We start from the raw sequence: 23156 nt of genomic DNA on the forward strand, positions 1-23156 counted from the left end.
TCACTTGATTATTATTTATCATAAAAGCTCCACTTTCTTTGCATAAATTCCTTCTGACAAAGCTTATATATTGGCCTATAAGCAAATACAGAAATAAACATTGAATAAATGCTATTATACAGAATATGACTAAAAGGCGCATATACTTTTAGTAGATAAAGCAGCGAAAATACAAGCACTCCCTTAACAAAACATAAAACAAAGGAAGACACCACTGGTATTAAACCTTTTTCTTTAAAAATTCCAATGCCTATAAAACCTGCTGCTGTACATATAAGAATATTGGTAAATGCATTTATTCCAAATCCATTAAAAAAATATATATCCTGAAGAAGGCCTGAAAATGCTCCCAGCCAGATACCTTCCCACATTCCGTTAATAACAGAATACAAAATAACAAACACTAATAAAAGACTCGGATAATATCCTCTTAGTGCAAAAAAAGGAACAAGTGTGTTATCAACAACTAGCAGAAACACACATAATAAAAATAAAGTAAAAATTTTTTTCATATTTCTCACCTTAATATTTTATATCTCTTATATCTTTTGGTATTATAACTAACACTTCTTCTAATTTATTAAAGTCCACATAAGGTTCAATGACAGCATTTTTCATAATCTTACCCTTATCCTCTTCTACATCTACTACCTGTCCAATCCTTATGCCCTTAGGATAAAGATTCCCGTAACCTGATGTTAATATAACATCGCCTTTTTTTATAGCAGAATCTTCCGGCAAATTATAAAGCTTAGCTAAAAGCTTGCTGTCAGCATCCTTATATCCTTTTAAAATTCCACTTGTTTCATTTGTACTTTCTACCATAGCACTAACTGCAATATTTTCATTTGATATGGATTGTACAACAGACCAATTGCTTGCAGTAGAAGTTACTTGACCAACTAGACCTCTTGCCGTAACAACTACCATTCCTTTTTTAATATTATCTTTAGTCCCCTTATCTATTATATACCCATCCAAATAATTTCCGCCACTTTTGCCTATGATATCGCATCCCACATAATTATATTCAGAATGCTGATTTTTAAAATTAAGTGCTTCTCTCAGTTCAGTATTTTCTTTAGCTAAAGAATCACTTTCTAATGCTTTCTGTTCTAACTCGCTATTTTTAGCTCTGAGCTCTTCATTTTCTTTTTTAACCTTGGAAAAATTAAATATGAAACTCAAATTTTCTTTAATTACATTTCCTGCCTTATAACTGAATCCCTGAACCGCATTTAAGGTAGCCCCTGCACCATTTTCAATAATAGATGCTTTTTCTCTCTTGACGCTTATGCCAATTAATATTAAAAAGCTAACTGACAGCACAATAATAGTTACTGCCAGTTTGTTCTTTAAAAATGCCATATGCTATCTTTTTCTGCTCACTTTATCTACATTATCTAGTGCTTTCCCAGCACCCAAAGCAACGCAGTCAAGAGGTGATTCTGCAATGTGTACAGGCATATGAGTCTCATGGTTTATTAGTTTGTCTAATCCTTTCAGAAGAGCTCCTCCTCCTGCAAGCATTATTCCTTTATCCATAATATCAGCAGCAAGCTCTGGGGGAGTTTTTTCAAGAGTAGTCTTAATAGCATCAATTATTGATGCTACAGGCTCCTTTAAAGCATTTCTTACTTCACCTTCAGTTATATCTACAATTTTAGGAAGTCCAGTTATTAGGTCTCTACCTTTAATCTGCATAGTACCTTCGTTCTCTGAAGGATAAGCTGAACCAAGTTCCATCTTGACAGCTTCTGCAGTTCTTTCTCCAATAGCTAAATTATATTCTCTTTTTATGTAGCTTATTATTGACTGGTCTAGTTCATCTCCAGCAACCCTCAAAGACTTACTGGTTACAATCCCTCCAAGAGATATAACAGCAACTTCGGTAGTTCCTCCACCAATATCAACAATCATGCTTCCAGTTGGCTCATTTACAGGAAGTCCTGCACCAATAGCAGCAGCCATAGGCTCTTCCATTAAAAGAACCTCTCTAGCCCCAGCCTGCTTAGTAGCCTCATCTATAGCTCTTTTTTCAACTTCAGTTACTCCAGAAGGAAAACACACAACTATTCTTGGGCTTGTAAAAGCACTCTTAGGACTAATTTTATCTATAAACTTTTTCATCATTGTTTGAGTAACATCAAAATCAGCTATAACCCCATCCTTAAGTGGTCTTATAGCTACAATATTTCCTGGCGTTCTGCCAATCATTTGCTTTGCTTCAAGTCCAACCGCAAGAACCTTTTTAGTATCGCAATTTATAGCCACAACAGAAGGCTCTCTAAGCAGAATACCTTTCCCTCTTACATATATTAGAGTATTTGCAGTTCCTAAATCTATTCCCATGTCCTTTGACATTCCAAATAATCCCATTAAAAATTTCTCCTTTCAACTTACGTGTTATATAATACCTTTTTCTTTCAAGCTTACATAATTTCCATTTCCAATTATAATGTGATCCAAAAGTTCAATCCCAAGTAACTTGCCGCTTTCTTTTATTCTCTGCGTGAGGCTTATATCTTCACTGCTTGGTGAAGGGTCTCCCGAAGGATGATTGTGGCTTATTATAATGGAAGCACTGCTTTTTTTTATAGCTTCACAAAAGACTTCTCTAGGATGTACTATAGAAGAATTTAAACTTCCAACTGAAACACTTTTTACGGTTATCACAATATTTTTAGTATTTAACATAATAACCTTTAAATGTTCCTGCTTTAAATACCTCATATCTTCCATTAGTAATTCAGCAGCATCTTTAGGCTGAGTTATTTTATACTCTTCTCCTGACCTAAATGTCCTAAATCTTTTTGATATTTCAGCTAGTGACATAAGCTGTGCTGCTTTAGCAGCACCTATACCTTTTAAGCTTAAAAACTCATGAGCATCAGAAGCTAAAAGACCATTTAGCCCTCCAGTTTCTTTAAGCACTCTATTACTTAAATTAAGTATATCTTCACTAGAACTGCCTGTTCTTAATATTATAGCAATAAGCTCCCCATTTGACAGAGTTTCAGCTCCATACTTTAACAGCTTCTCTCTTGGTCTTTCGTTTTCTGGTAAATCCATAACTCTAAGTGTTCTTTCCATAACTTTGCTCCTTTATAGATTTACCCCCATCTCCCTAAGCATATTGTAAAGCCTATTTAAAGGAAGCCCTACAACATTATAATAACAACCAATTATTTTTTCAACAAAAATACCACCATATCCTTGAATTCCATAAGCTCCAGCCTTATCCATAGGCTCATTGGTTTCTATATACTTATCAATTTCACTTGAGGATATCTTGGAAAAGTATACATCTGTGCACACAAAGTCTGCTTTTATTTCATTTGTAGCTGTATTTTTAACAGCAATGCCTGAATAAACCTTATGGGAATTTCCGCTTAAGGTTTGAAGCATTTTATATGCATCCTTTTTATCTTTTGGTTTTCCTAATATCTTACCATTATGATAAACTATTGTATCACAACCCACAATAATGCACTGATCACCTATATTTTTAGATACAGTATTTACTTTTCCTAATGCTAGTTCTTTTACGTATTCCTCACAGTCTCCTTGAAAAATTACCGACTCTTCATCAAAATTACTCACAATAATTTCAAAATTATTTATAATTCTGCTCAAAAGTTCTTGTCTTCTTTCTGAAGCTGAAGCCAAAATAAACTTCATTGTACCACATCCTATATTTTAGAATTTCCTATATAGTATTATTGCCACAATTATGCCAATTATAGACATCAAATTAATATTAAAGTTTATTGCAAAAGAAAGGCTAATTACTTTCAAGTCTAATACTAAGGGCTTATTCATACCTATAAAGTAAACATTCTTCAGGAATGAAAGCACTTTTATATTTGAACCTAACAAGTCTCCAATTAAGCTTCCGCAAATAGAACCTAAAAGCACAATAAAAATAAAAAAAGCTGAACTTTTATTTGAACCTTTCAATGATTATCCCCACCTTGATTATACATCGTTTATAGTTTAACATTTAATATATGCATAAACAAGTGCTTAGTAAATTATTTAAGAATTATTTAGAAATTTGGCTTTTCATGACATTTTATTTAATAAAATGCCAATAAAGGCACCTTTTGAAAGGTGCCTAAATCTTTACTTATTATTAATCTTTTTTAATACATTATATATATATATATAGCATTCTGGAACTTTATCTTTTGAAATCTCCTTAGGCAGTCCATTAACATGCTCTTTTAATTCATTTAATACATTTATGTTTTTGCTGTTTTTATCAACCTCTTTAACCTCAGTTGAGCACCATTTTTTCAAATCCTCTGTTGGTATTGATTTAATATTATTATCGCTAAGCTTTGATAAAATTGTAAGCTCAGCATCTATAACAGCAGAGATTTCTTCTTCGCACGGACTTGATGCCGTATTTATTTCAAAAGTCATCTTGGAATTAGCTATTCCCTTATCGGTTAAAGTTTTTATAGCTTTTATACCTTCAGCCTCATTATATATTCCTAAAAATATTCTGGTACCCTTTTGGTCTTCACTAATAGTAAAAGGATTTCCATAGGGTACTAACTTATTTTTCCCCGGTTCTATATATTCCTGCTTTTGAAATAAGCCATGTTGTACAGCAATATACTTAGCGATTGATTTTTCTGAGGTTTTAGCAACCTCCAAAGCACTTTTGCTAGGTTTAGGTATCAGTTCACTCATAGCAGCATTTTTAAACATCAGATTAAAAATTGCAGTTCCAATAATAAATGCAAATATAAGAGTAGCTGCCATTATAAAAACAAAAGTAAAATTCCCATTCCTTTTTCGTTTCATATCATATCTTGTGTATTTCATTTTATACCTCCTGGTTATAAAGAATTATATCTTGAATTTTTATGTACAAGCATATTCTTTATATTATTATTAAATGAAATACAAATTTATGATAAAAAAAACTCGGCAAAACCTGCCGAGAACAACCATTTATTTTAATACTCTTTTTGCACCAGCATAATGTGATGCATAATACCCTTCTGACAAACTACTTACAATTACTCCTGTTCTGGAGTTTGCCGCATGAATAAAGTCTCCATTTCCAATATAAATACCAACATGAGAAATTGAACCATAAGTATTAAAAAATACTAAGTCTCCTTGAGAAAGATTACCTTTACCCACTGCCTGACCACGACCGAATTGACTTCCAGTATAGTGATCAAGACTAACGCCAAAAGATCTGTAGACGTATGAAGTAAATCCAGAACAATCAAACGCATTTGGACCTGAAGCTCCCCATATGTATGGTCTTCCTAAAAACTTATACGCATAGGAAACTACACTACCGCTGCCTGCTGGAGCTGTGGGACCTGCTTGATTTAATCCGCTTCCCCCTCTGTTTAAGGTTGTTTTCTTTGCAGTGTTGGTCTTTTGGTTATCTTTTGGTACACTTCTCTCTGGAACCTTTATAACCTTGTCCGAGTTTAAATCAACAGAACGGACAACCACACTTGGTTGATCTTTAATAGCTGCATCTGCCTTAACCTCATAAGAATTAACTTTAGCAGTAATGCCAAGAGCCACTAGAGTAACAACAAAAATGAATGGCTTTGATTTAGAGAATTTCATTTGTTCATCCCCCCTTCTTGCCTCCGGAGTTAGCTGACGGGTGCGGGTGAAGGTTCCCTACTGATAAATCAGATTAACCCCAACATTTTGGTTCCTCCGTACCTATAAAAGGATTCAGCATAAGTTCATTATAGTTTATCATCAGTTTAGCTGTCAATGGTATTTAATGATATTTTAATAAATATATCCATATTTTGGTATGATATTTGAATTTCTTAATCAGCCTTTGGGCAGTTTTTTAAAACAATCATATCAAGATCTTCATTGTTAATATTAAAATATCCCTTAGAAATTCTAGTAATCAAAAATTTATTCTTATTCCAAAACTTAAGAATTCTTAAATCTTTTTCACAAACTCCTGTATAAAAGTCATATATGCCTAGTTCATTCATAAAATAATCTTTAACATTTTTAATAATATTACTGCCTATTCCAAGTTCTCTATATTGATTATCTAATAAAAAGTACCAAAACCATACTTCATTTATTATTTTAAATTCAATTCTGCCTTTTAAGACACCGATAAGTTTTTCTTTTTTTGTTATCTTTAAAAAAAACTCACCCTCACTTACATAATACTCCAAAAACCTTTCGTAAATTTCTTTAAGTCCTAAAGGTTTTTCATTTCCTGCATTGCTGCTATTTTGCTCGTTAATCCATTTTTGTATAAAAACAATATCATCTCTTTCAATACTTGAAATACTAACATCATTTAAATCTATATTTATATCAAACATAAATCCACCTCTTGAGATAAATAATTCTACATTAATCGTGTAAAATCCTTTTAAAAGAATCTTTTTTCTAAACAAATAATATAATTTTTAAGTAAACATTTAAACAGAATTATGTTATTATTTATTGGGGGGTGTATCTATGATAGGTGTAAACGATACCAAAATGTATTCTAATCTTTTAATTTTTAAATTCAATAACTTTGAATTAGAATATCCAGCTGAACTTTCAGAAATACTTTCTTTTTCAGAAAATATCGGAGAGTATAAAGAGCTTGAAATCTTAAATACCTTAGGTAGGTCTGAATATAGAAAGATATTTGTTCTAGGCCTTGGTTCTACAGAAGAATTCAACTCCATAAGATTATTAAAGGCTTTAGGAAGTTCAATAAAATCATTAAAAAACACTATTAAAGAGCTTGATATTTATGATAACTTGCATGAAGATTTAGGCTATATAATAGGCCAAGCATTAGAAATGTCTTTGTATAAATTTAAAGGCATAAAACAAAATGAAGATAAAGTCTTGCTTCAGAACATAAATATTATTTCTTCATATAAAGATAGCATCAATAATGGTTTAATAGTAGGAAATGCTGTAAATTATGTTCGTCAAATTGTAAACTTACCTTCAAATTATGTTACTCCTAAATTTATGGCACAACAGGCTGAAGCTATAGCTAAAGATGAAAACTTAGATATAGCTGTTATAGATAAGTACAAGCTTGAACAAATGGGAATGAATTCTATTCTATATGTAGGTAAAGGAAGCCTGCATAGTCCAAGACTTATAGTTATGCAGTATTTTGGAGATCCTTCAAGTAAAAATATTACCGCTCTTATTGGAAAAGGAGTGACCTTTGACAGTGGGGGTATAACCTTAAAGCCAGGAAAAGGTATGGAACGCATGGTTTCAGATATGGCTGGTGCTGCTTCTGTCCTTGGTGTAATGAAAATACTAAACCACCTTAAACCCAAGAAAAACGTTCTTGCGCTTATTCCAGTAGTTGAAAATATGCCTTCAGGCAGCTCTTATAAGCCAGGAGATGTAATAACTACTTACAGTGGAAAAACCGTGCAGGTAATTTCAACAGATGCTGAGGGAAGATTAATTCTTTGTGACGCTATTACCTACGCAAAAGAATTAGGTGCTACCAATATTATAGATATAGCTACACTGACTGGTTCTTGTGCCCAGTTTCTCGGCGGAATTAATGCTGGTCTTTTAAGTAATTCAGATGAATTGTCAAAAGAAATTATTAACTGTGGAACAGAGACAGGAGAAAACTTTTGGAGACTTCCACATAATTCAGAATACTTAGAGCAGCTAAAAACTGACAGTGCTGATTTGAAAAATACAGGAACATCCTGTGGAGCTATTGTTGCTGGTTTATTTCTTCAAAGCTTTGCTGAGGATGTAAATTTTGCTCATCTGGATATTGCCGGCTGTGCGGGCTCCTCTTCTGGTTCAGATATATTTGAGTCAGGAGCCACAGGAATGCCTACTAGAACTTTAATTCAATTGTTAATGAAATAAGAAAATGCCCTTTTCTAAGGGCATTTTTTAATCTTCTGTCTTTAGTTTAAATCCTTCTATCACTACATCATCATCAAGCTCAATTACTAAGCATCTCGTTCCATTTTCAGATTTTACCTGCTTTATACCATTTAAGTTTTTAGGGTTCATATTTATTGATATATTATCGTTCCATATTTTTACCGACTTTGCATTTGACGCAGGAAGTATGTTGGTTATGTTAAACTCATAGTCCTTACCACAAGTCTCCTCAAATGCAGATTCTAAAATTTCTATATCTTTAGAGTCAATATCTTTTACTATATTTTTCACATCATTTAAACTTATAACTGGTTTTTCATCTTCCTCACAAACTTCTTTCATAAGTTCAAGCTTTGAATAAATATCTTCAATTACTTCTGATTTTATGCTTTCTCCTACAACACTTCTTATTATATCAGTAAAGCAGCTTTTTTCTTCCTCAGCAGTAAGCTTCATACTACATTTTAATACATTATCAATAAATTTGTAATTAATATCCTTTGGTTTTGAATTGTAATATATAACTTTATTCATATTTGCAAATCCATTCTCAAAGCTTGGAAACATAAATCCATCTATTGGAGAATTAAGATTTATGAAAGTATCCAGCACACTGCTTGTCCTTATTTCCTTCTCTTCATAATTGAACATTAATGTCTTTTTAAAAGGCTCTACTTTGTTAACACTTCCCATAATAAATGGAAGTGAATTTACATAGTCCTCTATAGCTTCATACTCATCATCCTTCCTTCCTTTGCTGCTCCAATAATCTCCTTTAATGAATGTGACTACTATATCTGCATCATAGGAATAGTTGTCTATTAACCCTTGAGCTAGAGTATCCATATGCTTTATTAAATCTTCATTAGTTTCTGAATTTAAAGCCTCTGTAAGCAAAATTTGAGTTTCATTCACTTCATTCTCTGTTGTAAATGACAGTTCAAAAAGCTTTGTATCTATAGACCCTCCTATTATTTTTTTGAAATTGTTAAGATAAATCTCCTGAGCCTCACTATCAAGCATTTGAAAATAGGTCATATCTGAATGTATAACTGATAAATTATCCTTTTTTATGTACAAATTATATATTTCTTTTATACTTAACAGCACGCTGTCTAGTTTAAATTCTTTTTTCATTTTGTTTAGCTCTTTTTTATTCATTATGTACCCCCTGTAATAGCTTATTCTATTAATATAAAAATTTAGAAAATCCATGGCTGCTTTAACAGCCATGGATTTTTGTTTTTGATTATGCTTCTAATAAGAATGCATGGTAAGCTTTAACAGCTTCATATATGTCAGCCTTGCTTGCTACTTCCCATGGGGCATGCATGTTTTGAAGAGCAACACCACAGTCTATAACCTGCATATTATACTCAGCTAATATGTATGCTATTGTTCCTCCGCCGCCTTGATCAACTTTTCCAAGTTCAGCTGTTTGCCAAATTACTCCATGCTTTTCCATTATAGCTCTAAGTTCTGCTATAAATTCTGGATTTGCATCATTGCAGCCGCCTTTTCCTCTAGCACCAGTATACTTGTTAAATACTATTCCTTTTCCAAAGTAAGCAGTATTCTTTCTTTCCATTACTGATGGATAGTTTGGATCAAAAGCAGCACTCACGTCTGAAGAAAGCATCTTTGAACTTGCTAATGCTCTTCTTAATTTGATACCGCTGTATTCACCCTTAAGTTCCATAAGTTCAGCAACTACATTTTCAAAGAATTTTGAATGCATTCCAGTAGCTCCAACACTGCCTATTTCTTCTTTATCTACAAATAAAGCTACACAAGTTTTATCTGTACTTTCAACTTTCATTAAAGCTTCAAAGGAAGTATATGCACAAACTCTGTCATCATGTCCATATGCAAGTACCATACTTCTATCTAAGCCGTAGTCTCTAGCTTTTCCTGCAGGAACTATTTCAAGCTCTGCTGAAACAAAATCTTCTTCATCTGTTCCATATTTTTCATTTAATATTTTTAGCACATTGGCCTTAACTCTGTCTTTAGCTTCTTTATCTTCAATTGGCATGCTGCCTACTAAGATATTAAGATCTTCACCTTCTACTCCTTTATCAAGCTTCTTTTGCAGCTGATCAGCAGATAAGTGTATTAAAAGATCTGAAATTCCTATTACAGGATCACTTTCATCTTCTCCTATAACTACATTTACAACAGTTCCATCCTTCTTAACTATAACTCCATGTATAGCTAGAGGTATAGTAACCCACTGATACTTTTTTATTCCGCCGTAATAGTGTGTTTCCATCATAGCTAAATCGGTATCTTCATATAAAGGATTCTGCTTTAAATCAAGTCTTGGTGAATCAACGTGAGCTCCAAGTATTTTCATACCCTTTTCAAATGGCTCAGTTCCTATCACAAATAAAGCTAGGGTTTTTCCCATATTATTTGCATAAACCTTGTCTCCTGCTTTTAAAGCTTTATTTTCAGCAATTAATGTATCAATATTTGTATAACCTGCTTTTTCAGCTAAAGCTACAAACTCATCAACACACTCTCTTTCAGTTTTGCAGTCAGACATAAATTTCTTATAATTTTCACTAAGTGAAAAAACCTTTTTTAAATCTTCCTTTGAGTACTTATCCCAAGCATATTCGTATTTTTTGCTTAGATCCATATTTTTTTCTGCCATGTTTATTCCCCCTATCGTTAAAATATGTATTACGTTTACATTCTATCAAATATTGATGAAAAATACAAATCATAACCACTTCTTTTTTTTAAATAACACTAATAGTCCAAAAGAAATTGTAAGCATTATGACTGTTACAATATAATATCCATGTTCCAATTCAACAAAAGGTATATTTTTAAAATTCATACCATACATGCTTGTTATTAAATTTAGAGGCAAAAATATACTTGCAATAAGTGTAAAAACTTTCATAAGTTCATTTGTTTTATTAGATATTTCAGATTCGAAGGCTTCTCTTACTAATGCTAAATCCTGGACTAAACTTTCTAGTGAAAGCATAAGTTTCTCAATCTTAGTGCTAAGATTTTTAAAATAGCCTATATTTTCGGTTTCTATAATATAATTTTCATTGCTTATAAGACCGTCACCTATGTATCTTAAGGGATTTAAATATTTTCTGATTTTATAAACCTGACGCCTCAGGTGGATAAGTTCTTCTAGGTGTTCGTTTCTCGGGCTTTTAAGTATGCTTATTTCAATTTTATCAGCATGAGCTTCAATCGAAGAAATAACCTCATAATTTCTCAATATAATTCTGTCAAGTATATAATAAAGGACAATTGAAGCATTTGGCTTTTCCTTTAAGATAAAAGTGTTTTTAGATTCTCTTATATCGCCAATTAAACCACTGATAATATTCAGTTCTTCTTTATAAACAGTTATAATGTAGTCTCTGCTTAAAAAAATATTAAGTTCCTTTGAAACAACCTCCATATTACTATAATCTAGAATATTAAAAACTATAAACATGTATCCAGAATAAAAACTTAGTTTAGGAAACTGATCTAAATTTACACATTCTTGAAGACTTTCTTCATCTAAAACAAGAATATCCTTAATTTTATAAAGTTCGTCAGCCTTTAAAATCAACCAATAATGACTGTTTCCTATTTGAAAATTTTCTTCAACCTGTTTAAAGTTATTTAATATATCAAATACAAGCATAAACTCACCAGCCTAAACTTTCTTGCACTTACTTATCTGTAATTACCTCATCAATATAAACATCATATTCTTCCATCAAAGTCTTATATAAAATTTGAAAACTGTATGCCAAAGCCGCGTTAAAGGCTTCTTTTTTACAGGTAATAAAATTAAATATAAACCTATAAAAATATTTAAATATTTTTATATTTACTGCAACCATGCTGGTTTGCAGTAGATTTGCTTTCTACAGTATTAAAAAACATGCTTATATCAACACTATTACTAAACAGCACCTTTATTTATAACTTTAGTTACACATACTATTTTATTATCCTCGAATGCTCTATTAATTATACAATGTGTATCTGTTACTAAAGTCATGCTAGCATAAATAAATATAATTCTTTAATTTCCGTTAACTCAATTAGCCCAACCCAATTCTGCTGTTTATGGTATCAACCGGCGTGATATTAGAGTTAAGACTGTATCTATAGTTGGCTGCAGCAGCTTCTATAATAACTGCCAAGTTTCTGCCTGGTCTTATAGGAAGAACCATTCTTCGAATAGGTACATTCAATATCTCAACAAATGTCTGATCAATGCCTAATCTGTCATAACTTTCCTCATCCTTCCACTGCTCAAGATATATTACCATATTAATAGTCTTTTCATTTAATACCGAGCTTAATCCGTATAAAGCTGGTACATCTATTATGCCCATTCCTCTAACTTCCATCATTCCTGATGTAATATACGGAGCTCTTCCTTTTAATATGCCATCAATTTCTTTTATATCCACAGCATCATCTGCAACTAGTCTATGTCCTCTCTTAATAAGCTCTAGTGCTGTTTCGCTCTTTCCAATACCGCTTTCACCAGTAATCATCATTCCAATACCATAAACATCCACAAGCACCCCGTGCATTCTAGTTTCGGCTGCTAGTTTATCGTCTAAGTAATTTGTAAGTTTGCTTATAAATCTAGTCGTAATACTATTAGTCCTAAGTACCCATCTAGCATTTTCCTTTGCAGCTTCTATAAGCTCAGTGTGCGGTTCCAATCCTCTACTTACGACTACGCATGGTGTTTCAAACTGAAAAAACTTTTTAAGTCTTTTCTTCCTAAGTTCTGGCTGCATAGCATCTAAAAAACTCCATTCCGCCATACCAACAACTTGAACCCTTTCATTTGCAAAATAGTTATAGAATCCTGAGAATTGAAGTCCTGGTCTGTTTAGATCACTTAAACTTATCTCTTTCTCAGCTTTTCCTTGAACTATAATTTCAAGTTTTAAATCCTCAATAAGATTTTCTATTGTTACGGACATATTTATCGCTCCTTTAATTTAGTCCTTTACCTGGAACTTTTCTTTCTATTTGGTTAAGTTGTGCTTTAAAGTTTTGTTTAACTCTTTCAACATATTCTCTTCTAAGAATCTTCTGCTCTTCTTTTTCTTCTTCAGTTAAGCCCTCTTCCTTACTTTTTTTGTATAGATAATTTATTTTTGCTATCAATTCATCAATATTCATAACTTCCTCCATCTGCATGTCTACGCTAATTTTTAAATTCTATATATGTTTAATATATTATATCACAGTAAATTAATTTTTGAACAAAATAAAGGACTTTAGATTTTACACTAAAGCCCTTTGCTGTATTTATACTATTTTCTAGAATCAATAGCCTTTTGAACAAGATCAGCAAAATTCTTTGAAGTTGTTGTTGCTCCAGCTACTGTGTCTACCTTACCAGTTTCAAGATATTTCTTTCCTAATGTTTCAGCTGCTTCCTTCATTGAAACCTTTGATGCAGCTTTCATTTGAGTATTGTATTGAGTATCTTCTGTCTTTTTCTTACCCTCTTTATTTAACTCTTCATAAACAACGCTTGTTATTTTTCCATCCTTGTATGTTACTGATACTTGTGGTTTCCATCCACGTTCATCAAAGTCTTTAGCAGTTGCTGTATAAGTATCATTCATTTGAATTACAGTTTCGGAAGTATCTCCTTTAGCTGCTTTTTCTAGAAGAGCTTTAGCTAATGCTTTAGCGTTTTCAACTGAATGTGTAGCTCCAGTTACTGTATCTATTTCAGCTGCTTGCTTTTTTACAAAAGCTTCATTTATTTTTGGAACATATTCCACTGGACCTAGTCCATTTTTTGCTTTCATTGATTTTTCATAATTAGCATCGTCAGTCTTTAATTTTCCATCTGGGCTCTTGTAGTTGAAGTTTGCTTTTTCGATTTTTCCACCTTTAACCTCAATCTCTAAAAAAGGCTTCCATCCTTTTCCATCAATATGGTCAAATGCTGCGGAATACTTTCCATCTTTCAAATTTCCTGCTGCAGCAGTGGTATTTGAGTTAGTATTGGTGTTATTGTTAGCTGCAGGTGCAGCCTTTGAGCAGCCAGCTAGTACTGATATTGACATAGCTGCCACTATTGTTAATGTTAATACTTTTTTCATAAAAAATCCCCCTACATCTAAATTTATCCATCGTTAATATTTTAACATTAGATGTAAACATTGTCAACATGTTATCAAATTATATAATTTTTTTATGGTTTTTGATAAATTTAGTTAATTTTTATTGTATCTTTAATAATTTATGAAATTCCTTCATTTTAAATGTAGACACGCCTCTCATTTTTGTTTAAAATAATATATGAAGTAAGTGTTCATTAAAAACATTAATAAAATATTATCAAACTGAGGAGGTCAAAAATGGGAGAGACAAAAAAAATTGTCATACTCGGAACTGGGTATGCAGGAGTTACTGCAGCTAAAAAGCTTCACAAGAAGTTTAAAAAGAATACTAATGTAGAAATTACACTCATAGGCAAGGATCCTTATCACACTCTTATGACAGAGCTTCATGAGGTTGCTGGCGGGAGAGTTGAACATGATAGTGTTCAAATAAGCTTAAAAAGAATATTTGGTGGTAAGAGGGTTAACGTAGTACTAGATGAAATAAAAGCAATAGACTTTAATAAAAGAATACTTTCTTCTGAAGAATCTACTTATGAATATGACTACTTGATTCTAGGTGCTGGAAGTGAACCTGCTTTCTTTGGTGTTCCTGGAGTAAAAGAAAACGGATTTACCATTTGGTCTTTTGAAGATGCTATAAGAATAAGAGAACATGTTGAAAACATGTTTAGAAAAGCATCTAAAATAGTAAATCCTGAAAAAAGAAGTGAGCTGCTTACTTTCGTAGTAGCAGGTGCTGGTTTTACTGGAGTTGAAACTATAGGCGAGTTAGTAGAATGGAAGAAAAAACTTTGCAGAAACTATGATATTAATGAAAGCGAAGTTAAATTAGTGTTAGTAGAAGCATTAGATAAAATACTTCCTATATTAAATGATAATCTTATAGCTAAATCAGAAAGATACTTACTTAAACATGGAGTTGAAATTATAAAAAGTTCTCCAATAACTAATGTAGATAAAAACTTTATAAACTTAAAAAATGGCAATGAAATAAAAACAAATACTCTAATCTGGACTTGTGGTGTTCAAGCAAGCAAATTTGCTTCAAGCCTTGGTCTTAAGACATCAAGAGCAGGAAGAATTCAAACAAACGAATATATGCAATCGGTTGATTATGATAATGTTTATGTAGTTGGAGACAACTCATACTTAGAAGAAGATGGAAAAGGTCTTCCTCAAATTGTTGAAACTGCACTACAAACAGCTGAAACTGCTGTAGATAATATTGCTGCAGAAATGGAAAACAAAGAAAAGAAAGCTCATAAGTCCAATTATCACGGCTTAATGGTTTCTATAGGCAGCAGATATGCGGTAGCAAGTCTTATGGGTATGTCACTTTCCGGTTTCATCGCTATGGCTATGAAGCATCTTGTAAACTTGCACTATTTATTTGGTGTTGCTGGTTTCAATGCTTGCTGGTCATATATAGTACATGAATTTTTTGATGTAAAAGAAAGACGTTCAATTATTGGAGGTCATGCTTCGGCTAAATCACACAGCTTTTGGCTTGCTATACTTAGAGTTTATGTTGGTATTATGTGGTTAATTGAAGGTATTAATAAAGTGCAAGAAGGCTGGCTAAAAGATATTAAAATACCTATGTTTATGGCTGATGCTACTTCATCTGCTTCAGTTGCAGATGGTGCTGCTACTGCTGTTCAGCAAGCACCTGCTATATTAAGTGCACCACCTCAGTTTTTCTCAAACTTTATGGGATTACTTAGACCTTTTGGTTTGCAATTCCAGATACTTGTGGTTGTTGCTGAAATAGGTATCGGTCTTGCATTAGTCGCTGGACTATTTACATTCTTAGCTAGTGCAGCTTCAGTATTCTTCTGTCTTAACTTTATACTTTCAGCTATGTTTGGATGGGATAAGGTTTGGTTTATATTTGCTGGAATAGCATTAATGGGCGGAGCAGGAAGAGCCTTAGGTCTTGACTATTATGTAATGCCTTGGCTTAAAAGATGGTGGAATAATACTACACTAGCCAAGAAAACATATTTTTATATGGAACATCATATAACTAAAGATTAATTAATTTTTAGTTATACAAAATTCAAGTAGAAATGAGGAATTTCCATGAAATTAAAACCACTTGATATTGTTGTAATAGTTGTGTTATTAGTTATAGCCTTGGGTTCCTCAACAGCTGCTTTTATTAACTCACACAGAAACTTTAATAATAAATATGTAGAAATTGAAGTTAAAGGGAAGCTTTTTAAAAAGCTTCCCTTAGATAATAGCAGTAATGAGCGAATTACAATTGATACTGATCTTGGCAAAAATGTTATAGAAATTTCTAATGGAAAAGTTAGAATTTCAGATGCTGACTGCAGAGATCAAATTTGTATAAAAGACGGTTCTATAAATAAGCCAGGAGATATTTTGGTATGTCTGCCCCACAAGGTTGTGGTTCAAATTAAAGGTGAAAATAGCGATACGGATGTTTTATCCTTTTAACGGAGGTATTCATGAAGAAAACACAAAAGCTTACTTTTATTTCTGTGCTTGTAGCTCAAGCCTTAATACTTTACCTAATAGAAAGAATGCTGCCCGTTCCTTTCATAGCTCCCGGAGCAAAACTAGGTCTTTCAAATATAGTTACCGTGGTTTGTTTATATATTTTTAACTTAAGAGATACTTTTACTGTTATTATACTAAGAATAATATTATCCACTTTATTTGGAGGTACGCTTTCAAGTTTTCTATACAGTATATCTGGTGGTATACTTAGCTTTTTAGCCATGTATTTTATTAAACGTTTAGGGAAAGATTATATTAGTATCATTGGTGTAAGTATTACTGGAGCATTCTTTCATAACGTTGGTCAAGTTTTAATTGCGGCACTTGTAATTCATAATATTAATATAATAGTATATCTTCCTATTCTTTCTATCGCTGGGATAGGAACCGGATTTTTTGTAGGTATAACTTCGAGGTACTTAATGATATACGTAAAGAAATTACCTTTCTATTCTACTATAAATAATAATAACTATTTTAAGGGTGATTAAATGAATACACTTTGGAATAAATATCCTTTTATATATTCTGAACTTGAAAATGTAGTTGATATAATGAAAAATAATGCTGTTAATCGTGAAAAAACTATAGAAAATTCTCTTTTGGATTTGATAAACTCAGGCGGCAAATTACTAAGACCTGCGTTTCTTATTGTTTCTGCTGGTTTTGGAAATTATGTTTCTGAAAAGTTTTGTAATTTGGCAGCTGTGGTAGAGATGCTTCATATGGCTACTCTGGTACATGATGATATAGTAGATGATGCTAAAACTCGTCGAGGGAATCAAACTATACAATCTAAATACGGAAAAGACTATGCAGTTTTTATGGGAGATTTATTGTTTAGCAGATGTTTTATGTTATTATCTAGTAATACTTCAATGGAGAATATGAAATTGCTCTCTGAAGCAATTTTTAATATATGTACAGGAGAAATCGAACAGTTTTCTTCTCAATTTTCAAAAGAAGTTAGTGTCAAAAAATATTTAAAGAGAATAGCTGCCAAAACCGCTGCTTTATTTTCTATTAGTTTTTATGTAGGCTCAGCTGAAAGTGGCTGCTCAAAGGAAGTGGTAAGTAATCTATCAAAAATCGGATACGATATTGGAATGGCCTTTCAAATTATCGATGATATACTTGACTACACTGGACAAGCTGATTTAGTAGGAAAACCAGTAGGAAATGATTTGAAAGAAGGTATTTATACTCTTCCTCTAATATACGCTCTTAAAGCTGATAAAACTTCATCTTTAGAAAAACTTTTAAAGAATGAATATACTGATGAAGATGTATGTAAAATAATAGATATTACAGATAAATTAGGTGGGATTGATAACGCAAGAGCACTAGCTAAAAGATACACTAAAAGATCTTTTGACAGAATAGCTAAATTGCCTGACTGTGATAACAAAAATATATTAAGAGAACTTGCTGAAATGCTGTTGTCTAGAAAATATTAAAAGTAGAGATTTTCGTAAATCTCTACTTTTAATTTATATAAAAATTATGACTTTCTTCGTCATTTCCACATATTTCCTTATGGCTTTTTTCAACATTTACACTCGTGCTATAGTAAAATTTAGTACTATACAAATATTAAGATATTATATTTATATGGTATTTTATGTAACTTTATGATTAATAATGGCTTATAATTTTTCTTTTTCATTATAATAAACATGGTACAATATAAATACACCAATACTAAAGCAAACGAGGTGAGTATTATGGAGCTGAATATAGTGCTGATAATCAAAAAAATAGACAAATTAAGAAAAAAACTAAATAATTTGGTAGACAGTGACAGACAATTGACAGATAAAAAAGTAGTAGATTGTAGCCAAAAACTAGACAAGCTCCTGACCGAATACGAAAAAATAAAAAAAGAACTTAAAGCAAAAGATGCAGCATAAAAAACAAACCACAAGCATTTGCTTGTGGTTTTATTTACTTTAGTTTTAATGCCCAAATATGCCGTTAGCTTACTTGTTCACACCCGCACTCTCGCAGGTTGGTTTTACGCATCTATTCTCTGCCTACTTCATATCTTAAGAAGCCTGACATCCTTTAGAACTGTTGCAAATCCCTATTAATTACTGTGGTTGAACGATATAAGCCTTGCGAACATCTTAGGTTTTATTGTAATTTTATTATATCACTTTTAAATATTTTTTCAACTAGTATATTATTGCATTTTAAAATTACATTTCTAATTCATCTAAAACCTGCTCAATTTCTATAACTTTACCTTTTGGGAAAAATGCTGCTATAAATTCATTATAACTGTATTCTTCTTCATCAAGTTCATAAGAAACATATTGAGCTTCTATCTGCATTTCTTCCATCATATTCTCTATTACTTCACCTACATTATCTACAGCCAAGTCATTTAAATATGGTAGAAAAAACTCCTCATACCAAGTGTCTCCATTTTCTTCATCTTCACTTTCATCATTAGCATATGCTCTTGCAGCTTCAACTTCATCATTATCAAATTCATAAATAAAACTGACTACTACAGCATCTTCTTTGTAATCTATTTCCTCTATTTCACTAAATCCGTTTTTGTCTAAAACTTGTATTAAAGTTTCTTTATTCATGATGTATTTCCTCCTTCATGCTAAGTATTAAGTAACCTACCTTCGTTAAGCAGATCTTACTGTTCATTATATAGCAGTTTTTTATATTCTTTGTTAACCATTAAAAACTCGTTGTCATCTTCTACTAAGTTAAGAACTTCCTGATCATTCTCATTATCAACCCTAAAAACATAGGCATCTTCTTCATCGCCTTCGACTGGTGCAAGTATAAGATATTTTTTCTCATCTAAATAAATTTCTGCTACAGCCTCAAAATCTACCTTCTCACCATTCTCATTTTTAAAGGACATTACTACTTTTTCCTCCATGACTTTCCCTCCTTTCCTTTTATATTAATCTTTTAAAATATTAAAGCTTACTTACAAAAGTATCTATAAATTCATTTGCTCTATTAAAGTCTTCCTCACTTGGAACAAAATTAAACCTTAAACCCGGCTCAGTAGTTTTAAATTTTAAAGATTTTAATCTATCAGTCATCATTTGAACACCTTCGCCGCTCCAGCCATATGAACCAAATGCACCAGCTGCCTTACCCCTGTTTGTAATGGCGCACACAAGAGATAAAACATCCCATATAGGTTTAACTGCGTCCTGATTGATTGTTGGAGAACCTAGAAGTACGCCAGATGATTTCTCAACAATTTGTATTAAATCCTCAGGCTTCATTGATGTTATTTCAAAAGCTTTGGCCTCAATTTCTTTATTTCTTATATTGTTTTCTAGAAATTTTGCCATGTTTTCAGTATTACCATAAGCTGAAACATACAATATAGCTACACTTTTTTCTTTTGCTGCATCTACTACAGCCCATTCTTTATATAGTTTTATGAATTTTTCAATGTTTTTTGTATGAATCGGACCATGGCTTGGAGCCACTATTTCAAGGCTAAACCCATTAATTTTATCTAAAGCACTAATAACAAACTTTTTAAAGGGTCCCATTATTACATCAAAATAGTATTTCATTTCATTTAAGTATTCTTCTTCATCATAATCACTAATTGAATCTGTTGGACAATAGTGACATCCCATAAAGTCACAAGTAAATAATATACTTTTCTCTGGAACATATGTAAATATAGAATCAGGCCAATGTAGGTTTGGAGCAGAAACAAATTCTAGTGTTGTTTCTCCAAGGTTAAGTTTACAAGCTGCAACTTCACTCTTAAAGTCAAAGTTAGTAATTTGTTTGCTGTACATAATAGCAGCCTTTGAACCTACTACTACTGCATCTGGATATTCTTTTATAAGCTTGGCAAGCGAACCGCTGTGATCTAGCTCTGTATGTTGAACAACTATGTAATCTACCTTTCGATTCCCAATTATCTCCTTAATATTAGCTAAAAATTCGTCAAAATATCCATCTTTAACTGTATCAATAACCGCAACTTTTTCATCATCAATCAAGTAGGAATTATAGGTAGTTCCTTTCTTGGTCTCCATTATGATATCAAATACTCTAAGCTCTGGATTACGAACTCCTATCCAGTAAATATTATCCTTTAATTTTACAGTCCCCATCCATTATACCTCCATAATCATTGGTTAAATTATAATATTTATTTTGTCACCTTTGATATTCTAACACAATATATATTTTTTTTAAATGCGTCCTTTGATTTTATGTAAAAAAAGAGAAATATTTATCATATTTCTCCTATTTTAAAATCATTATAATAATATTTTGGAAATTTTTCCATTAAAGAATACATATTGAAGATGAAGAGCTCTTGTCAGAGCAACATATAAAAGCTTTTTATCTAATTCATTGTCAGCATAATTTTCCTCATTACAATTATATATAATACTGCAGTCAAATTCTAAACCTTTAGTCATATAAGAAGGAATTATTATATTTTTAAGAATCATTGTCTTATTAGTATCTTTTATTAAATCCCACTTATTGCTGCTGTATTTTTTCATAATTTCCTTTATAGCTTTGCATTCTTCATAGGTTCTCCCAATAATGGCTGTACTTTTTTTGCCAAGACCTTCTATTTCTGAAACAATCCTATCTACTCTTTCAGCAAATTCTTCTTTCCTTATAAACTCAATTATGCTTGGTTTTTTTCCGTGTCTTAATACGGGCATAGCAGGTTTTAGACTATTATTCTGCTTTTTAAGCACCTTGTTTGCAAATTCAATTATTTCTACAGTTGATCTATAACTTTGAGTTAAAGGTGTATATAGAGCATCTTCTTCAAATACATCTTTAATTACTTTATTCCAGCTGTCTATTCCTTTATAGTAATATATTCCCTGCCCAATATCCCCCACTATGGTCAAAGAATTATTATTGGCCATACTCTTTAGAATATATAATTGAAACATACTATAATCTTGAGCTTCATCAACTACAATATGTTTAAACCTATATTTCTCAGGTATGCCTTCAATTTTGAACTTTAAATACAACATGGAAGATAAATCATCGCTATCAATTACTCCGGCAGCTATATTACTATTTAGTTCTTCTTTCATATATTCGTAAAGTTTATTTGGTATTTTTCCTTCACTTACTTCACTGAAAATCTCTATATCATTAAACAAGTTAAAATATAATTTGCCAGTATCAATTTCTCTCCAAGATACAAAATACTCATTGAATTTTTCCTTTGATTTTTTTCTTATTTCATCTTTTTTAAAATCTCTATCATTATATAGTTCAATTAGTTTTTTCCTTCTCTCCTCACCATCTTCCATAGTTTTCTTTGTTCTAGCAATCATATATTCGTAAGAAAAATCTATCTTATCCAATATATTATTAATTTTTTCATTAAGCTTCAGTAAAAAATATCTCTTTATCTCATCTTTTCTTTTATTTATAGGAAGGTTAACCATATCCTTGCCATACAATCTTTTTATTTCTTTAGCCTCAAACAACGTATAGCCTTCAACTTCAATATTAGCTACCTCTATATCTTTTTTCTCCAGATATCTTATATATCTATCCATTATTTTTTTATAGGAAAATGTTCCCTTAAGCTTGCTTGCTCCTGTTACATACCTTATTTTCTCTTCATCAGCTTCCTCAAGCACATAAGAAAGTTTTTTATCTTTTGTAAATACCTTTACTTTCATATCAAGAACTTCCAAACATATTTCTTCAAAAGTTTTTTGCATTACCTTGTCTACTCCTAGATTAGGTAATACTTCAGAAATATAATCTAAAAATAATTTATTCGGAGCTATTACAAGTATGTCATCGCCTGAGAGCTTTTCCTTATACTTATAAAGAAGATATGCAAGTCTGTGAAGTGCTATTGTTGTTTTTCCAGAACCAGCAGACCCCTGAACTATAAGTGCTCCATTTTTATCCGCTCTTATTATGTCATTTTGTTCCTTTTGTATAGTTGCAACAACTTCTTTAAGCTTGCTGCTTGTGCTTTCCTCAAGATTTATCCTTAAAAATTCATCTATTAGTGCATTTTCTTCCTCACCTGAGTTATTTAGAATTATTTCATTTATACCTTCATCAAATGCATCCTGAAGTTTATTATCTTTTATCAAAAACTTTCTTTTAAGTGAAAGCTCACCATTTATTACTCCAATAGGGGCTTTATAATATGCTTTTCCCTGAGTGCCGCTATAATACAAGTCGGCGATTGGCGCCCTCCAGTCAATTACAACTTCATCTCCAGTTTTACTGTCTCCTAATCCAAATTTTCCAATATAAAAGCTTTCGGTTTCTCTCCTATATTCTCTGAAATCTATTCTTGCAAAGTAAGGGTTAGATAATGCTTCATTATAATTTTGAAGGTTCTTATGAGTTATATCATATAGTTTTTGGGAAGTTTCCAACTCCTCGCTATATTTTCCTTTTGCTTGTTTTTTAAGTGCTGCAATTTTATTTTGCAAATATTTATCATTATTTTCTATTAGATTTATTTCACTAACAAGCCAAGATTTTGTAGAATCAAATTTTTCTTCTTCCATAAATAATTGTTTAGCTTCAATAGACATTTAATCTCACTCCCTGTATATTGAACATAAA

25 protein-coding genes and 1 riboswitch are annotated in these 23156 nt (G+C 31.7%); of the genes, 6 read left to right on the forward strand and 19 right to left on the reverse strand.

Features of this window, described 5'->3' with window-relative positions:
* Positions 1 to 11 precede the first annotated feature (11 nt).
* From mreD to JK636_RS05580, 9 genes are all read right to left on the reverse strand, one after another.
* Positions 12 to 512: a rod shape-determining protein MreD gene (mreD, locus tag JK636_RS05540; RefSeq protein ID WP_202747825.1), complete on the reverse strand. Its 501-nt coding sequence runs from the start codon at positions 510 to 512 to the stop codon at positions 12 to 14.
* 10 nt (positions 513 to 522) lie between these two features.
* Positions 523 to 1368, reverse strand: a complete 846-nt coding sequence (gene mreC, locus JK636_RS05545; protein WP_202747826.1) for a rod shape-determining protein MreC — start codon at positions 1366 to 1368, stop codon at positions 523 to 525.
* A 3-nt stretch (positions 1369 to 1371) separates the two neighbouring features.
* On the reverse strand, positions 1372 to 2379 hold the full coding sequence (locus tag JK636_RS05550) for a rod shape-determining protein (RefSeq protein WP_202747827.1): 1008 nt from the start codon (positions 2377 to 2379) through the stop codon (positions 1372 to 1374).
* A 27-nt stretch (positions 2380 to 2406) separates the two neighbouring features.
* Entirely contained in the window at positions 2407 to 3093 is a 687-nt protein-coding gene (radC, locus tag JK636_RS05555) for a RadC family protein (protein WP_202747828.1), read from the reverse strand.
* Positions 3094 to 3105: 12 nt separating this feature from the next.
* Positions 3106 to 3681, reverse strand: coding sequence for a Maf-like protein (locus JK636_RS05560; protein WP_202747829.1), 576 nt, complete (start codon positions 3679 to 3681; stop codon positions 3106 to 3108).
* Positions 3682 to 3699: 18 nt separating this feature from the next.
* Positions 3700 to 3960: a DUF4321 domain-containing protein gene (locus tag JK636_RS05565; RefSeq protein ID WP_202747830.1), complete on the reverse strand. Its 261-nt coding sequence runs from the start codon at positions 3958 to 3960 to the stop codon at positions 3700 to 3702.
* A gap of 165 nt (positions 3961 to 4125) precedes the next feature.
* A complete protein-coding gene (locus JK636_RS05570; RefSeq protein ID WP_202747831.1) occupies positions 4126 to 4836 on the reverse strand; it encodes a hypothetical protein in 711 nt (236 codons plus the stop codon).
* Between the two features lie 129 nt (positions 4837 to 4965).
* On the reverse strand, positions 4966 to 5607 hold the full coding sequence (locus JK636_RS05575; protein WP_202747832.1) for a C40 family peptidase: 642 nt from the start codon (positions 5605 to 5607) through the stop codon (positions 4966 to 4968).
* 4 nt (positions 5608 to 5611) lie between these two features.
* Positions 5612 to 5737: riboswitch (cyclic di-AMP (ydaO/yuaA leader) on the reverse strand.
* An 85-nt stretch (positions 5738 to 5822) separates the two neighbouring features.
* Positions 5823 to 6344 (reverse strand): GNAT family N-acetyltransferase, encoded by a 522-nt coding sequence (locus tag JK636_RS05580; RefSeq protein WP_202747833.1) that lies wholly within the window; start codon positions 6342 to 6344, stop codon positions 5823 to 5825.
* 139 nt (positions 6345 to 6483) lie between these two features.
* Here JK636_RS05580 and JK636_RS05585 point away from each other — a divergent pair, with 139 nt between their 5' ends.
* Positions 6484 to 7878 (forward strand): leucyl aminopeptidase family protein, encoded by a 1395-nt coding sequence (locus tag JK636_RS05585; RefSeq protein ID WP_202747834.1) that lies wholly within the window; start codon positions 6484 to 6486, stop codon positions 7876 to 7878.
* A 27-nt stretch (positions 7879 to 7905) separates the two neighbouring features.
* Here JK636_RS05585 and JK636_RS05590 read toward each other — a convergent pair whose 3' ends face one another.
* The 6 genes from JK636_RS05590 to JK636_RS05615 all read right to left on the reverse strand — a co-directional run bounded on the left by JK636_RS05590 (position 7906) and on the right by JK636_RS05615 (position 14015).
* Complete coding sequence (locus JK636_RS05590) at positions 7906 to 9060, reverse strand: DUF4317 family protein (RefSeq protein WP_202747835.1); 1155 nt, start codon at positions 9058 to 9060, stop codon at positions 7906 to 7908.
* An 88-nt stretch (positions 9061 to 9148) separates the two neighbouring features.
* Complete coding sequence (locus JK636_RS05595; protein WP_202747836.1) at positions 9149 to 10558, reverse strand: aminopeptidase; 1410 nt, start codon at positions 10556 to 10558, stop codon at positions 9149 to 9151.
* Between the two features lie 69 nt (positions 10559 to 10627).
* Entirely contained in the window at positions 10628 to 11566 is a 939-nt protein-coding gene (locus JK636_RS05600) for a magnesium transporter CorA family protein (protein ID WP_202747837.1), read from the reverse strand.
* Between the two features lie 406 nt (positions 11567 to 11972).
* The gene (gene hprK, locus JK636_RS05605) at positions 11973 to 12875 is read right to left on the reverse strand and encodes an HPr(Ser) kinase/phosphatase (RefSeq protein ID WP_202747838.1); all 903 of its coding nucleotides are present in this window, start codon (positions 12873 to 12875) and stop codon (positions 11973 to 11975) included.
* A 13-nt stretch (positions 12876 to 12888) separates the two neighbouring features.
* On the reverse strand, positions 12889 to 13077 hold the full coding sequence (locus JK636_RS05610; RefSeq protein WP_202747839.1) for a DUF896 domain-containing protein: 189 nt from the start codon (positions 13075 to 13077) through the stop codon (positions 12889 to 12891).
* Between the two features lie 134 nt (positions 13078 to 13211).
* Positions 13212 to 14015, reverse strand: coding sequence for an FMN-binding protein (locus tag JK636_RS05615; protein ID WP_202747840.1), 804 nt, complete (start codon positions 14013 to 14015; stop codon positions 13212 to 13214).
* A 258-nt stretch (positions 14016 to 14273) separates the two neighbouring features.
* On the opposite strand from JK636_RS05615, the gene JK636_RS05620 reads away from it, so the two are divergent.
* From JK636_RS05620 to JK636_RS05640, 5 genes are all read left to right on the forward strand, one after another.
* Entirely contained in the window at positions 14274 to 16076 is a 1803-nt protein-coding gene (locus tag JK636_RS05620) for an FAD-dependent oxidoreductase (protein WP_202747841.1), read from the forward strand.
* 45 nt (positions 16077 to 16121) lie between these two features.
* Entirely contained in the window at positions 16122 to 16502 is a 381-nt protein-coding gene (locus tag JK636_RS05625) for a NusG domain II-containing protein (RefSeq protein ID WP_202747842.1), read from the forward strand.
* 11 nt (positions 16503 to 16513) lie between these two features.
* Entirely contained in the window at positions 16514 to 17056 is a 543-nt protein-coding gene (locus JK636_RS05630; RefSeq protein ID WP_202747843.1) for a Gx transporter family protein, read from the forward strand.
* A complete protein-coding gene (locus JK636_RS05635; RefSeq protein ID WP_202747844.1) occupies positions 17057 to 18022 on the forward strand; it encodes a polyprenyl synthetase family protein in 966 nt (321 codons plus the stop codon).
* 267 nt (positions 18023 to 18289) lie between these two features.
* Positions 18290 to 18475, forward strand: a complete 186-nt coding sequence (locus JK636_RS05640; protein ID WP_202747845.1) for an aspartyl-phosphate phosphatase Spo0E family protein — start codon at positions 18290 to 18292, stop codon at positions 18473 to 18475.
* Between the two features lie 288 nt (positions 18476 to 18763).
* Here the strand turns inward: JK636_RS05640 and JK636_RS05645 are convergent, their stop codons facing one another.
* The 4 genes from JK636_RS05645 to helD form a co-directional block, all read right to left on the reverse strand.
* Positions 18764 to 19162, reverse strand: coding sequence for a hypothetical protein (locus tag JK636_RS05645; protein ID WP_202747846.1), 399 nt, complete (start codon positions 19160 to 19162; stop codon positions 18764 to 18766).
* Between the two features lie 56 nt (positions 19163 to 19218).
* The gene (locus JK636_RS05650) at positions 19219 to 19470 is read right to left on the reverse strand and encodes a DUF1292 domain-containing protein (RefSeq protein WP_202747847.1); all 252 of its coding nucleotides are present in this window, start codon (positions 19468 to 19470) and stop codon (positions 19219 to 19221) included.
* A 40-nt stretch (positions 19471 to 19510) separates the two neighbouring features.
* Positions 19511 to 20683, reverse strand: coding sequence for an FprA family A-type flavoprotein (locus JK636_RS05655; protein ID WP_202747848.1), 1173 nt, complete (start codon positions 20681 to 20683; stop codon positions 19511 to 19513).
* A 150-nt stretch (positions 20684 to 20833) separates the two neighbouring features.
* Positions 20834 to 23125 carry an RNA polymerase recycling motor HelD gene (helD, locus tag JK636_RS05660; RefSeq protein WP_202747849.1) on the reverse strand — a complete coding sequence of 764 codons (2292 nt, stop codon included), beginning with the start codon at positions 23123 to 23125 and terminating at the stop codon, positions 20834 to 20836.
* Positions 23126 to 23156: the final 31 nt, after the last annotated feature.

Origin of the sequence: Clostridium rhizosphaerae (genome assembly GCF_016765585.1) — a bacterium.
GTDB classification, from domain to species: Bacteria; Bacillota; Clostridia; order Clostridiales; family Clostridiaceae; genus Clostridium_AT; species Clostridium_AT rhizosphaerae.